The following is a 13,793-nucleotide window of genomic DNA, read 5'->3' as shown; positions in this document are numbered from 1 at the left end:
CGGGCTCACGGCGCGGCTTGCCGGCCTTCAGGGCACCGCTCAGCCCTCGCGGAACACGTCCGTGCTCAGGTACCGAAGCCCCGAGTCGACGATGAGGGTGACCACCGTCGCCTCGGGGCCGAGGCGTGCTGCGACGCGCAACGCAGCGACGACATTGGCTCCGGTCGAGGATCCCGCGAAGATCGCTTCGTCGTGCGCGAGTCTCCGGGCCATTGCTTTAGCTTCTTCCGTGGAGACGGTCAGGATCTCGTCCACTTCGTCCGGCTTCCAGAGCGGTGGAACGAACCCGATCCCGATGCCTTCGATCCTGTGAGCGCCCGCGGGTCGGCCGGACAATACGGCGGATTCGGAGGGTTCGACCGCGACCACGCGGACTTCCGGGCGATGGCGGCGGAGCGATCGCGCCGTACCGTGAATCGCATGGGATGTGCTGACGGCTTGCACGAAGGCATCCACGCGGCCGCCCGTCTGCGTCCAGATCTCGTCGCCGAGCGCGTGGTAGCCCGACTCGCCATCGCCATTGTTGAGCTGATCCGACCACCAGTGACCCGGTTGCTGACTGATTTCGCCCGCCGTTGCGATCATCCGCTTGATCAAGGGCCCGTCGATCCTGCCGTTGTCACTGGGGACGTCCGTGATGCTGGCCCCGTAGGCGCGCATGGTGAGGCGCTTTTCGTCGCTGAAGGCATCCGAGAACACGAAGTGTGATCGATAGCCGAGCGCCGAACAGACGAAGGAGATCGAGATCCCGGTCGTGCCCGCGGTGTAGTCGACGACCGTCCCGCCCGGCGCGAGGCGCCCGTCCGCGGCCGCGCGCTCGACGATCGCGCGCGCCAGCCGATCCTTCATGCTGCCGGTCGGGTTGGTGGACTCGAGCTTCGCCACGACCCGAGCACAACCGGGAGTCACGATGCGCCGAAGCTCGACCATCGGGGTGTTGCCGATGCCATCCAGGATGCGACGAGGCTTGGGCATCGTCCTGCTTCCATGAATCGAGGACGGTTGCGGCGAAGTCGTGCGGGGGGCCCCGAGGAAACTCTCCCGGGGCCCTCGCACTTCGAATTCGCTCAGGGCAGGTGAACGACGCGTTGCGTCATGACGCTGCCTTCGAATTGCAGGTGCATCAGATAAACGCCGGCGGCCAGCCGGGCGCCACCGCCGTCGCGGTAATCCCACGTCACGACATGCTCGCCGGCCGATCGTGTCTCGTTCACGAGCGTGCGTACGAGACGTCCCGCCGCATCGAACACCGAGAGCCTGACCGCGCCCGCCCGTGGGAGTGCGAAGCGAGTCGTGGTGAGTCCGGCGGCCGGGTTGGGAAGTGCCGGACTGAATTGCAGCTCGTGGATCGCGATGGTCTGAACGTCCACCGGTGATCCCTGAGTGGTCACGAGGTAGTCCTCGGTCTCGCCGCCATCGAAGAAGCCCAGCGCCGAGAACTGAGTTCCTGCCCACGGGAAGTCGTCGCTCGCCGGTGTGGGGCTCAGGGTCACGCGCATCCACGCCGGGCCATCGGGACCTCCCGACTGAATCGATGGCGTCGTATACAGCCCGCAACCCGGCGAGAGCACGACGATGTGATTCTTCACGGCCCACTCGGGCGCACAGGGCTGGCTCGGGCTGCAGCGTTCCACGTCGTTCCAGTCGCCGTCGTGGTTCCAATCCACCAGCACGTTGAGATAGGCGTTGAACTGTTGATCCGCACACAGCTCCGCTTTGTAATTGAACGTGCTCGTGCCGCAACCCGGGAAGACATGAGTGATCGAGAGTCCGGCATCGAGGTCGCCGTAACACTCATCCTGTCCGAAGGTAAGCGGAGGAAGCAGAGCCTGGCAGTCCGTGCTCGTACCGGTTGCGGAGGGACAAGCGCTCGGAAGCGAAGCACCGGTGAGATTCACCTTCGCACGCAGCTCGGTGTCCACGGCGAACGCCGGCGGCGCCGAGCAACCCAGCCAGAACGGCGGGAAACTGAGTTGATTGAGGTGAATCACGTAGCCGGACGCGAAGGGTGAAGTGCTTGAGGGCGGGCAACCGGCGGGGAACGTCTGCGTGGAGGCAAGTCCCGAGATGTCGCAGGTCGGGAACTTCCCGATGACGCCGTTCGGATACGCGGTCAGGTTCTCGGGCGCGTCTCCAAAGTCCTGGTAGTAGTCGAGGCACGGCGTCTCCTCGGCATCCTGGTAGAAGACGTAGTCCTCCGTCTCGCCGCCCTGGAACGAATTGCCCGGGAGCAGCTCCGAGCCGGCCCACGGGAAGTCGTCGGTGACGGGCTGGAACGTGATCGTCACTCGCATCCAAGTCGGCCGCCCGCCACTGCCGGGAGTCGGAAGTCCGCGTCCGGCCCGGAACGACGGCGTCGCCAGCGTATTGCAGCCCGGAGCGAGTGTGATCGGGTGGTTCTTCACCGCCCACTCCGGTGCGCAGCCGCCCTGATATGCGCAATTGTCGACATCATTCCAGTCGCCGTCGTCGGTCCAATCGACGAGAACGTTCAGGTACATTTCGATGGCGCCGGCCGAAGCGTTGCTGGCCTGATACGTGAACGAGGTCGGCTTGCAGCGCGGGAATGTGAACGGACTCGAGATGCCCGCGTCGCCGTCGCCGGGACACTCGTCCGCTCCGTAGCCGACGGGGATCGTGTTGTCGATGCAGTCGACGAGAGTCGTCTGGTCGCAGGAGCTGATTTGTCCTGACAGACTCGAGACATTCGTCTTGCCGTCGGGTTCCGAGTCGACTCCGGGATTTCCACATCCGAGCCACGCCGCGATCGCGGGAGGTCCCGGGTGGAAGTGATTCACATAACCCGCCGGACCCGGCGGGGTGCTCAATGGAAGGCAACCGCCCGCCATGGTCTGAGTGCTGGGCGGTGCGGCAAGCGTGCAGGTCGGATAGTTCCCCTCCGAACCGATCCCGGTCGGATATCGCAGGAAGCCTTCCGGAGCGTCCCCGCGATCGTTGTAGGGACCTGGATCGCCGATCTGAGTGTCGACGACGAACGGATAATCCTCGGTCTCGCCGCCGTCGAACGTTTGTCCCGGAACCCCCACCGAGCCGTTCCACGGAAAGTCGTCGGGAACCGGCTGACGCGTGAGCGTGATGCGCAACCACCCTTCACCAGCCAGCGGTCCGACTCGAATCGGCGTCATCCCGACGTTATTGCAACCGGGCGCGAGCAGCTGCTGGGCATTCTTGATCGCCCACTCGGCGGCGCACGGTCCGGTCGAGCATTGCAGGTTGTCGTTCCAATCGCCGTCCTGATTCCAATCCACGAGCACGTTGACGTAAACGATCTGGTCGTGCTGTGCGCAGCTGTACGCCTCGAAGTTGACCGCACCCAGCTGGCACGCATCGAACGTGAAGGCCTGGGCGACACCCGCATCATCGTCGCCGTAACACTCGTCCTGTCCGAAGTTGATCGTTGGCAGGGTCGCCGTGCAGTCGGTGATTACGGCCGGATCGCAGTCGCTCGGAGTTCCTCCGCCGAGATTGTTCACCTTGCCGTTGTTCTCGGCATCCACGCCGTCCGCCGGATTGCCACCGGGAACCGGGCATCCGAGCCAGAACTGATCGGGGTTGTTCGCCGTCGACACGTGACGTACGAACCCGGTTGTACCCGGAACGGTCGAGTTGGCGGGGCACCCGGCGCTGACGTCGAGGGTTCCGGCTCCGGTCGGGAACAGACAGGTCGGGAAGTGGCCGACGATGCCATTTGAGTACGCGGGCTGGCCCTCGGGCGCATCGCCATAGTCGATGTAGGGCGGACAGTTGCTCGACGTCACGATGTGGACCGGATAGTCCTCGGTCTCACCCGCGGCGAGTTCCCCGCCCGCCATGTTGGCAGTGCCCGCCCACGGGTAATCGTCGGGGACCGCCTGGTCGCTGATCGTGATCCGCATCCACGCGGCACCCACTGAGGTGCCGACGATGAACGTCGGCGAGACGCGCTGAGCGCAGCCGGGCCCTGCGACGAATGGACGGTTCTTCAGGGCCCATTCGGGCGCGCAGGTGCCGCTCGGCTGGCAGAGTTCCGCGTCGTTCCAATCGCCGTCGTGATTGAAGTCGATGAGTACGTTCAGAAACATTGGCCGAGGACCGCCGCAATTGTTGAGGCGGTAGGTGACCTGCGACGTGCCGCACGCCACGAAGCTCACCGGTCCGACGAGTCCGGCGTCGTTGTCGCCGTAGCACTCGTCCTGGCCGAAAGCGGAGCCGAACGCGAGCTGCTGGCAATCCACGGACAGCGGAGCGCAGAACGAGTTCGGAGAGCCGAGGCTCGTCTTCGCGTCGATCTCGATGTCGATGCCGCGATCGATTCCAGACGTGCACCCGAGCCAGATTCCGGACGGGCTGAGTGCGTGGCGAACGTAGCCGCTGCTTGCGCCGGGCACTGTCGAGAACGGGCCGCAACCCAGCAGCTCCTGGCCGCCGGGTGTGATCACCGAGGACAGGCAGGTCGGGAATCGACCGAGCGTACCGGGGTAGGCGTCGAAGCCTTCGGGCGCGTCTCCAAAATCGAGACCACTTCGCACGCAGTCGCCCGCGCCGTCGACATCGTTGGCGGCGCCGCGTTTCGGAGTGGCGACGACCGCGAACGTACAAAGCGAAATGAGAAACAGGCGAAGCAGTCGTGAGCGCGGCATGGCAGCGTCTCCCATTCGCACGGCCCTGGCGGTCGGCGCGCGAAGGCTTGGGATCGAATGCGGCAGCCGAATCGGATCGGCTGCCAGATCTCGCCGCGGCCAGGCGGTCGAGACGCGTACAGAAGACGAAGCCGGCTCAAGGGGGGTGAAGCACGGCCTCACGAAGTGGGCGGGATTATGCCGAGGGCCCACACTCGGAACAAGAGGAATAGCGCAGGGAAGTATCCGGTGAGGAACCGGATCAGATCGGCGCGACCGGGGCGAAGAAGTGCAGCAGTCCGCAGGCCGCGATGCCGACCTCGATCGCCGCGGCGACCAGCATGCGGCGGCGCAGGTCGCGCGCGGGCGCGAGCAGCGCGAACAGCAGGAAGCCCCCGATCCAGAGTGGCGAACCGAACATCTGCACGATGCCCAGGAAGCTGACGAGCGCAAACAGCGGCTCCCGGGACATCCCTCCTCGCGTCGTCACCGCCGCGATGGACAGGGCCAGACCGACGATCGCGAACAGGAGCCCGGCGAACGAGAACGCCGCCCAGAACCTGCGGCTCTCGCGCAGGAACCACAGCGCCAGCCCGGTCGGAACGATCGAGATCAGACAGAACACGCCGCCGGCGAGAAACATGGTGCCGCCGGCGATCATGCCGCTCATCGCCTGACTGTCGGCGGGGGAGAAGCTCCGGTCGTAGAAGAAAGCCGAGAGCCCGCTGGCGACGAACGCCAGCAGGTAGCCCGCGAACACCAGGGCAACCTGCTTCGCGCGACTCATGAAGTGCGGCTCCGCATACGCCCCGAGTCATCGGCGGGTCGTGGCTCGATCCTCACCCGCAGCTTGCAGCGCGACACTGGACAAAGCCATAAGCATTGCAGCAGCACAGAGTCATGCGATAGCTTGCCCCAGGGAAGTTCGGGCTTTCCGGGAGGATCCATGACCAACGCGCTCACGAAAACACCCTGGCATGTTTGGCTGGTCGGCGTCGTCGCCGTTCTGTTCAACTCCATTGGCGTATTCGACTTCGTGATGAGCATGGCGCAGGGCGCGAGCTACATGGCGGGCGCAGGCATGACGCCGGATCAGATCGCTCACTATCAAGAGATGCCGAGTTGGATGACGGTCGTGTGGGCGGTCGGCGTCTTTGGGGCGTTCTTGGCTTCGATCCTCTTGTTGCTGCGCAGAAAGCTGGCGATGCCCACCTTTGTTGTCTCGCTGGTGGCATTTCTCGTGAGCCTCCTCTACACCTATGTGTTCACGAACGGCGGCGCCGTCATGGGTCCGCAGATGGCGATCACGAGCGGCATCATTGCGGCGCTGCTGATTTTCTTCAGCTGGTACTCAGGGTTCATGGCCGCGCGGGGTGTTCTCCGCTAACGTCGACGACTGGCGTGCGCGTCTCGCGTCGATTGACAGCACGATGAGCGCTGCTTGCGGTTCGCGCGTGCGCGACAGGGCGCACCCGATCCGCGGGCAGGGACGATCCCACCTGGGTAGCACCGAAGCACAGCCGACATCACCTCTCTTCCAGCCCATCGACGGCGGATCGCGGGCGACACGAAGGAGGCATGATGTCCAGCGCATTGCCCGAACGGGCCAGTCTCGAGTTTCTCACCAAGCAGGCGAAGGACTTCCTGAGGGACGCGAAGGCCGGCGACGCCATCGCACTCGATCGGCTGCGTGCCGGTGGACCCGAGGTCGCGTCCGACCCACCGAAGCTCGCTGATTGCCAGCACGCATTGGCGCGCGAGTACGGATTCGCGAGTTGGCCCAAGCTGAAGGCGCACGTCGAATCACTTGCGACGACCGACCCGGTCGAGTCACTGGCGGCCGCGATGAAGTCCGGTGAGCTCACCGCCGTCCGCGAGGTACTGGCGCGGTTCCCCTCGCTCAAGTCGCGCCTCGATGGGCCGATGGCGGGCGGTTCGTTCGGTGCCACGGCGCTGATCACCGCCGTTCAGCGCGCCGATCGCGAACTGGTGGATTTGTTGCTCGCCGGCGGCGCCGACATCAATCAACGCAGTCACTGGTGGGCGGGCGGCTTTCACGTGCTGGAAGACGATCACGGCCTGGCGGATTTCCTCATCGCGCGCGGGGCCACACTCGATGCCAAATCGGCGGCGCAACTGGGTCGACTCGAGGACCTGCGAACGATCGTGACCGCCGATCCCTCGGCCGTGCACCAGAGAGGCGGTGACGGCCAGACGCCCTTGCACGTGGCACCGACCGTGGCGGTGGCTGACTTTCTGCTCGATCGCGGCGCCGAGATCGACGCACGCGACGTCGATCACGAATCCACGCCGGCTCAATACCTGGTGCGATCGCACACCGATGTGGCGAAGTTCCTGGTCGCGCGCGGAGCGAAGACCGACATCCTGATGTCGGCGGCGCTGGGCGATCTGGCGCGGGTGCGCGGCTTTCTCGAAGCCGATCCGGCGTCCATTCGGACCCTCGTGTCCGACCAATATTTCCCCAGGCGCAATCCGCACTCCGGCGGGTGCATTTACATCTGGACCCTCGGGCAGGCGAAGACCGCACACGCCGTCGCGCGTGAGTTCGGTCACGACGCGGTCTACGAGCTGCTCATGCAACACACTCCCGACACGCTGAAGCTTGCAGTGGCATGCGAGCTCGGAGACGAGGCGACGTTGGCGGCGCTGCTCGAAGCCCGGCCCGATCTGCCCCGGACCCTCGGAGCGGAGGAGTTGCGCATGCTGCCGATCGCGGCACAGCAGGGCAACGTGCAAGCGGTGCGGCGCATGCTGACGGCGGGCTGGCCACCGGATACGACCGCGCAACACGGAGCCACGGCACTTCACTGGGCCGGCTTCCACGGCAACGCGGAAGTGGCGCGCGAGATCCTGAAGTTTCGCCCGGCACTGGAGGCCAAGGAGAAGGACTTCGGCATGACCGCGCTGGGCTGGACGATCTACGGCTCGCTGCACGGATGGCACGCCCAGAGCGGCGACTACGCCGGCGTGCTGGAGCTGCTGCTCGATGCGGGCGCTCGGGCGCCGAAGCTCGAACCGAAGCTCGAGGCCAGCGAGGCGGTGCTCTCGGTGTTGCGTCGTCGAGAATTCGGAGATCGCGTGTGATTCCATGAGCCTCCGACGATCTCAGTGACGGGAGGGGCACGCCTCGCCGGATCTGATGGCGTCGCTCACGAGCACGTGTCTGGAGGTGGCCATGCGGTTCAAGATCGCCGTCCCGCTGGTCCTGAGCGCCGTGTTTGTCGCTGCAAGCGCGGAAGCCGCCGCGAACTCGGTGTGGGACGCCGCGCTCGGAGCCCTGCCCGACTCGGCCTGTTGGACGCGATTCGACACCGCTCCGCTCAGTGATCCCGTGCTCGCAGCCGGCAAGATGACCCTGGCGACGAACATTCGGGCGGAGGTCTTGTACTTCGAGCAGAGCGGGCCGTTGCTGAGTGTGCCCGCCCTGTGGGTGATGGAAACGGGTTTGAGAGTGGTGGCCGAGTCGCACGATCCCGGGCCCCGTTGGGGTGCCACGATCGGCTTTGCCCGCTCAGCGGGAGTCGGCAATGTGCTGCTGCTGGGAGTGGGCCAGATCATGCTGTGGGGCGGGTTCGGTGTCGAAGGACCCCTGGTGGCGATCCCGACCACGGATCGGGTGCACGACTACCGAGTCGAAGTCGAGGTGCTCGGAACGATTCGGGTGTATCAGGACGGGCAGCTCGTTCTGACCGGTGCGTCGATCTCGAATCCACTCTTCGGCGCGACCCCGTATGTCTATTTCGGCGACGGGGGTTCGTCCGGCTCCAGCACGACCGAGTGGACCTACTTCAAACACAACGGCGCCGCGAGTCCTTGCCAGGCTCAGGTGGGCGTTGAGGACGTCGCCTTCGGAACGACGATCGCCCTCGAGAGTCCGTCTCCGAATCCGGCGTCCGCGGAGGTCCTGCTTCGGTTCGCGCTGCAGCGAGAGGCGTGGCTCGAGTTGACGATCTTCGATGTCGCGGGCCGTCGAGTTCGGACGCTGGAGTCCGCCTTGCGCCCACCGGGGGAGCACCAGGCGCGGTGGGATCTGAGCAACGACGCGGGGCGGCCCGTGAAGGCCGGTGTCTATTTCGCGCGGCTCGAGGCCGAGGGCCGGCACATCGTGCGCCGCCTTGCGGTGACGCGGTGAGCGCATCGGTCTGACGGGGTCCTTCATCGACTCCACGAACCTCGGCGGTGGGGCACTCACGGGCGCGGGCGACACGGGCATCTTCGTCGCGAAGTACACCGCGGGCGGCGTGCACGAGTGGAGTCGGCGCTTCGGGCGCGGGAGCTTCGATGTCGGCCACGCGGTCGCTGTGGACGCGGTGGGTGACGTCCTGGTCGCGGGAGAGTTCAAAGGCACGGCGGACTTTGGCGGCGGCCCGCTGGAAGCCGCGTTCGGCTCCACCGACATGTTCCTCGCGAAACTCGGGACCAACCTGGTGTGTACGGCGACGAGAGCGATCGGGCCTCGACGCAAGACGACGACAGTTCCGGGGCAGCCGCCTACCGCAGCACGAGCACCGTCGTCGAGGCACACGTACCGTCCGTACACACCTCGATCTGCAGCCAGCGCGCCTCGCCGTTGAATGCCTGAGCGCCGAACTCGTCGCACGTGTCGACGAGTGCGTTGAAGAGCCCGTCGTCGATCGGAACAGTCGCCGCGATCTGGTTCGCTCCGGTCTGCGTCCCGCCGGTGACGGACCGTGCGTCGCGAGTTGGAACTCGGTGGTAGGTTGGCTGCGTCCCGTCTGCCTCACTCACTGAGCCAATTGAGGAGGGCTTCAATGCTCGTGAAAATTCTCATCGGAGTTGCGGGTGTCCTGGTCCTCTTCTTCGTGGTGGTGGCCACCCGGCCGTCGGTCTATCACGTCGAGCGCAAGCTCGAGGTCGCTGCTCCACCCCATGTCGCGTTCGGTGTTCTCAACGACCTCCATCAGTTTGCGGGTGCCCTGGTCCTGTTCGGGTCGCCGTTGGAGAAGAGCGATCCCAACCTGCAGAAGACCTTCGAAGGTCCTGCGGCGGGCGTCGGTCAGTCGTTTGCGTGGAGCGGCAACAAGGAAGTCGGCAAGGGAAAGCTGACGATCGAAGAGAGCGTCCCAGGCCAGAAGGTGGGCATGAAGCTCGAGTTTGTGGAGCCAATGAAGTCCACGGCAAACTGTACGCTCACCCTCGCGAGTACGCCGACCGGTTCGTTCGTGACGTGGTCGATGGATGGGAACCACAATTTTCTGGGCAAAGCCATCGGCATGTTCATGGACATGGACAAGATGCTCGGCTCCGACATCGAGAAGGGGCTCGCCCAGCTGAAAACCGTCGCCGAGGGCAAGTCGTAGGGGCAGGGGATCCTCGGGGCCTGCTTGGGAACTCCTTCCGCGGTGAGGCATGATCGGCCGCGATGCGATCCACCACCGGTGCCTCGTCTCGGACGCGACCCCGATGAACCAGACTGACGCGCCCTCCTCACGCGTGCCCCAATCCAGCGGCGACGTCCGGCGTTCCGTCTGGGCGGAGCTGCGCGAGGCGATCCGCGGCAGCAGCGCCGACTACACGAAAATCCCGCTTCCTCGGGCGGTGTTCCTGCTCGCGGTGCCGATGGTGCTTGAGCTCGTGCTCGAGTCGACCTTCGCGGTCGTCGACATCTTCTTCGTCGCCAAGCTCGGCTCGTCCGCCATCGCGACGGTCGGCCTGACCGAGACGATGCTGTTTCTGCTCTACTCGATCGGCATGGGCCTGGCGATGGCGGTGACGGCGGTGGTGGCGCGCCGCATCGGCGAAGGCAAGCGCGAGGTGGCGGCGGTCACGGCGGTCCAGGTGATCTGGATCGCCCTGCTCGTGTCGATACCTTTCGCCATCGTCGGCATCGTGTTCGCTCGGGACCTGTTGCAGCTGATGGGGGCCGACGCCTGGACGCTCGAGCACGGCTACCCTTACATGCAGGTGGCGCTCGGCGGCAACGCGGTGATCCTGCTGTTGTTCACGATCAACGCGGTCTTCCGCGGCGCCGGCGATGCGGCCTCGGCCATGCGTGTGCTGTGGTTCGCGAACGCGCTCAACATCGTGCTCGATCCGATCCTGATCTTCGGATTCGGTCCGATCCCCGCGTTCGGAGTCGTGGGCGCCGCGATCGCGACGACGGTCGGCCGAGGCGCCGGCGTGCTGCTGCAGCTGTGGATCCTGTTCCGCGGCGGACAGCATCTGCGCGTGCTCCGATCGCAGATCGTGTGGCACGGGGCGATCCTCTGGAACATCGTGCGAACGTCGTTCGGAGGCATCGGCCAGATGATCGTCGCGATGACGTCGTGGATCCTGCTGATGCGGATCCTCGCAGGCATCGGCAGCGAGGCCGTGGCCGGCGCCACGATCGCGATCCGCGTCATGATGTTCACGATGATGCCGGCATGGGGCATGTCGAACGCGGCGGCGACGCTGGTGGGCCAGAACCTCGGTGCCCGGCAGCCCGATCGCGCCGCGGCCTCGGTGTGGCGCATCGGCGCGTACAACATGGTGTACCTGCTCGCGGTTGCGGTTGTGTTCTTCACCTGGCCGTGCGAGCTGATGGGCATCTTCGCCACCGATCCCGCGGTGATCGCCATCGGCGCCGAGTGGCTCAGGATCCTGTCGTACTCGCTGTTCGTCTACGGCTGGTGGATGGTGTCGGTTCAGGCGTTCAACGGAGCGGGTGACACGACCACGCCGACCTGGATCAATGTCGTGTTCTTCTGGCTGATCCAGCTTCCGCTGTCATGGCTGCTCGCGCTGAAGCTCGGCTGGGGCCACTCGGGCGTGTTCTGGGGCGTGTTCGTCTCCGAGACATCGGTCGGACTCTTCACGCTCTGGCTGTTCACGCGTGGGAAGTGGAAGAGTGCGCAGGTGTGAGGTCGCCGCCGAAGTCCTTTACGCCGCGGCCCGCGGTGCGGAGGTGCGGGGTACCGGCGACGACGCGAATTGCGGTGCGATTCGGCGAAAGTGCGCCGCCATGCTCTGTTCCTGCCGCATGCCTTCGTCATTGAAGAGGGGCCCGTAAAAGCCGAACTGATACTCGCGCCCGGACCTGAGGCCGAACCTCATTCGGCCCGACATTCCGATGAAGGCCGGCTTCGGCGGCTGCAGATACTCGACTTCGTCATAGGGGATGAAGCGGTACCGGTGCACGGTCAGGAGCGTGACTTCGAACAGCAGAATCCGTCGCGAGGTGGCGGCGACCATCAGGGGCACCTTCTCGAGCGCGGTACCGAATCTCCAATCCTTCGCGCGATGCGGAAGGAAGAATGCCCGCCCGAAGCCCTCGATCGTTTCACCCGCTTCGAGGTGCGACGTGATGATTCGAAGGTCGTAGGGCGTCAGGCACGTCATGGTGGGCGTCTTCTGCTGGTGTTCGGGGCCGGGCGTCCAATCGTCCGTCACGTTGAGCCGACTCTTGTCCTCGAGTATCTCCGGGATGCGAATGACGAGCATCACCGCGATCCCCACGACGAACGCGACTCCCATCGCGGTCATGATGAATACGACTTGGGTCTCGTAGTCCATGGGGCTCCTCTCGTCCTCGCGCCGCGAATCCGTCCGTGGAAAGCACGCGCCGATCCCTGGCGTCACGGCTGGGGCGTTATCGGACCCCGGGACGGTGGACTTGAGATTCGAAGTCCTCGGCGTTGTGGAGGCCGCGGGAGGACGCAGCAGGCACCGTGGCGAGTGAGGTGGAGGCGAGGCCAGCGACGGTCAGCGCCGCGCGCGCCAGATCGCGAGCGGATCGAGCCACACGCCGAAGCTGCTGCGCGTGACGTGGTCGATCAGACCATCGGTCTGCTCCGTGCGCGCATAGTCGTACGAGGCGCCACCGAAGTGGCCAAGCGGTAGCGCCACGCCGAGTCCCCACGAGTGCTTCACGACGTCTCCCGACCCGCTGTGTCCGAGGCGGCCAACCATCAGCCCTGCCAGCGCGAGCTCGGCGCCCCACGCATCGAAACGGCTCGAGGGTGAGGATGCGCGTACCGGATCGTACACGACGCCGAGCGACACGATGGGATGCCAGCCTTCCGAGAGCCACGCGGGCAGTCGCGAGTCCCACGGCCGATCGAGCGTGGCGCGCGCGGCCAAACCGACGCGCTCCTGACGGGGTGTTGAAGTGGGAGAACCGAACTCATCGATGGCATCACGACCGGCATTGCGCACGGCGTAGGCGGTCGCGACCTTGAGGTGGAGCCGGGCCTCACCGCCATTCCACACCGTGCCGCCGGCGCGCCCCAGCACTCCCCAGTCGTGCACGACCCCACTGCCCATCAGGTCGTCCGACAATCTCTCCTCCACGGCGTTCTCGCTGTATCCCGCGGCGACGTCCAGGACGCGCGTGAGGCGCGGGCTTTCGTGGCCGCCGCGACGCGACCATGCCGACCACAGCCCGGCGAGGCTCCCGGCGAGGCTCCACGACCGAACGCCCTCGGAAAGGGAGATCGATTCGCCACCGCCCAAATCGAGGCTCGGTCCGTCGAGGCTCAGCTGTCCCAGACCGCGGAGCGGCCGTCCGCTGGTGGCGAAGCCGAGGCCCCCGCCGCCGAGCACAAAGCGGCTCGCGTGGAGATGCGCGAGGTCGAAGTCGGCATCGTCGTGCTCGAAGCGGACGCCCCGCGTCGTGGCGATCAGCGCGGGGTTCGCCCATGAATTGGGACTTGCCCAGAAGACGGCAGTGGACGCGCCGCCCATACCGATCGACCGCGTCGAGGGGTCGAAGCCGAGCACGGGTGCGACGATCGATTCGGTCGGGAAGATGGACGCGGCGAGCGCCGGCACCACGAGCGACCCGCCGAAGGCGACGCCGGCCATCACAAGGAACACAGAGATTCGCGACACACTGCCTCCAGGCGCGCAGCCATGAGGGCGGCGGCCGGCAGCGGCACTGCCCCAGCGAGTCAGCGACGGGCCTTCGCCGTCCGACCTACAGAGGCCGGTCGCGCTGCCTTGCTCGCGCGGAGCGCGCGCTTCTTCTGTGCCTCCGCCTTGATGATCACCGAGCCCTTCGCGCTTGGCCCTCTCTGCCAACGTGGATGAGACACCGAACCCCTGGAAGATTAGTGTAGAGGGCGAGTCGGGAAACAGAGATGTCGACGAGCCTGGCGGCCCCGCGGATGGCGGCGCAGACCGAGGTGGTGGCGAAGGCGCAGCGGCGGCGAT

Annotated in this window: 11 protein-coding genes; 5 read left to right on the top strand and 6 right to left on the bottom strand. The window is 65.9% G+C overall.

Features of this window, described 5'->3' with window-relative positions:
* Window positions 1–39: 39 nt before the first annotated feature.
* From HOP12_01605 to HOP12_01595, 3 genes are all read right to left on the bottom strand, one after another.
* Window positions 40–975, bottom strand: coding sequence for a cysteine synthase family protein (locus HOP12_01605; protein ID NOT32844.1), 936 nt, complete (start codon window positions 973–975; stop codon window positions 40–42).
* 92 nt (window positions 976–1,067) lie between these two features.
* On the bottom strand, window positions 1,068–4,640 hold the full coding sequence (locus HOP12_01600) for a T9SS type A sorting domain-containing protein (protein ID NOT32843.1): 3,573 nt from the start codon (window positions 4,638–4,640) through the stop codon (window positions 1,068–1,070).
* A 241-nt stretch (window positions 4,641–4,881) separates the two neighbouring features.
* Entirely contained in the window at window positions 4,882–5,406 is a 525-nt protein-coding gene (locus tag HOP12_01595) for a hypothetical protein (protein ID NOT32842.1), read from the bottom strand.
* Window positions 5,407–5,565: 159 nt separating this feature from the next.
* On the opposite strand from HOP12_01595, the gene HOP12_01590 reads away from it, so the two are divergent.
* From HOP12_01590 to HOP12_01580, 3 genes are all read left to right on the top strand, one after another.
* A complete protein-coding gene (locus HOP12_01590) occupies window positions 5,566–6,006 on the top strand; it encodes a hypothetical protein (GenBank protein ID NOT32841.1) in 441 nt (146 codons plus the stop codon).
* A 194-nt stretch (window positions 6,007–6,200) separates the two neighbouring features.
* Complete coding sequence (locus tag HOP12_01585) at window positions 6,201–7,724, top strand: ankyrin repeat domain-containing protein (protein ID NOT32840.1); 1,524 nt, start codon at window positions 6,201–6,203, stop codon at window positions 7,722–7,724.
* Between the two features lie 91 nt (window positions 7,725–7,815).
* Complete coding sequence (locus tag HOP12_01580) at window positions 7,816–8,772, top strand: hypothetical protein (protein ID NOT32839.1); 957 nt, start codon at window positions 7,816–7,818, stop codon at window positions 8,770–8,772.
* Between the two features lie 359 nt (window positions 8,773–9,131).
* Here HOP12_01580 and HOP12_01575 read toward each other — a convergent pair whose 3' ends face one another.
* Window positions 9,132–9,389, bottom strand: coding sequence for a hypothetical protein (locus HOP12_01575; GenBank protein NOT32838.1), 258 nt, complete (start codon window positions 9,387–9,389; stop codon window positions 9,132–9,134).
* 23 nt (window positions 9,390–9,412) lie between these two features.
* On the opposite strand from HOP12_01575, the gene HOP12_01570 reads away from it, so the two are divergent.
* Both HOP12_01570 and HOP12_01565 read left to right on the top strand, forming a co-directional pair.
* Window positions 9,413–9,961, top strand: a complete 549-nt coding sequence (locus HOP12_01570) for an SRPBCC family protein (GenBank protein NOT32837.1) — start codon at window positions 9,413–9,415, stop codon at window positions 9,959–9,961.
* 103 nt (window positions 9,962–10,064) lie between these two features.
* A complete protein-coding gene (locus HOP12_01565) occupies window positions 10,065–11,504 on the top strand; it encodes an MATE family efflux transporter (GenBank protein ID NOT32836.1) in 1,440 nt (479 codons plus the stop codon).
* Between the two features lie 18 nt (window positions 11,505–11,522).
* Here HOP12_01565 and HOP12_01560 read toward each other — a convergent pair whose 3' ends face one another.
* On the bottom strand, window positions 11,523–12,155 hold the full coding sequence (locus tag HOP12_01560) for a hypothetical protein (GenBank protein NOT32835.1): 633 nt from the start codon (window positions 12,153–12,155) through the stop codon (window positions 11,523–11,525).
* A gap of 189 nt (window positions 12,156–12,344) precedes the next feature.
* Window positions 12,345–13,472: a hypothetical protein gene (locus HOP12_01555; protein ID NOT32834.1), complete on the bottom strand. Its 1,128-nt coding sequence runs from the start codon at window positions 13,470–13,472 to the stop codon at window positions 12,345–12,347.
* Between the last annotated feature and the right edge of the window lie 321 nt (window positions 13,473–13,793).

It is taken from the genome of Candidatus Eisenbacteria bacterium (assembly GCA_013140805.1).
In the GTDB taxonomy this organism is placed as follows: domain Bacteria; phylum Eisenbacteria; class RBG-16-71-46; order RBG-16-71-46; family RBG-16-71-46; genus JABFRW01.
Note: the sequence above shows the minus strand (reverse complement) of the source record. Positions and strands in the feature narration are given on the sequence as shown.

Coding starts and splice junctions, on each gene's coding strand:
- HOP12_01560 (NOT32835.1), bottom strand. CDS start 12,155: ATGGACTACGAGACCCAAGTCGTATTCATCATGACCGCGATGGGAGTC.
- HOP12_01570 (NOT32837.1), top strand. CDS start 9,413: ATGCTCGTGAAAATTCTCATCGGAGTTGCGGGTGTCCTGGTCCTCTTC.
- HOP12_01585 (NOT32840.1), top strand. CDS start 6,201: ATGTCCAGCGCATTGCCCGAACGGGCCAGTCTCGAGTTTCTCACCAAG.
- HOP12_01565 (NOT32836.1), top strand. CDS start 10,065: ATGAACCAGACTGACGCGCCCTCCTCACGCGTGCCCCAATCCAGCGGC.
- HOP12_01595 (NOT32842.1), bottom strand. CDS start 5,406: ATGAGTCGCGCGAAGCAGGTTGCCCTGGTGTTCGCGGGCTACCTGCTG.
- HOP12_01605 (NOT32844.1), bottom strand. CDS start 975: ATGCCCAAGCCTCGTCGCATCCTGGATGGCATCGGCAACACCCCGATG.
- HOP12_01600 (NOT32843.1), bottom strand. CDS start 4,640: ATGCCGCGCTCACGACTGCTTCGCCTGTTTCTCATTTCGCTTTGTACG.
- HOP12_01580 (NOT32839.1), top strand. CDS start 7,816: ATGCGGTTCAAGATCGCCGTCCCGCTGGTCCTGAGCGCCGTGTTTGTC.
- HOP12_01590 (NOT32841.1), top strand. CDS start 5,566: ATGACCAACGCGCTCACGAAAACACCCTGGCATGTTTGGCTGGTCGGC.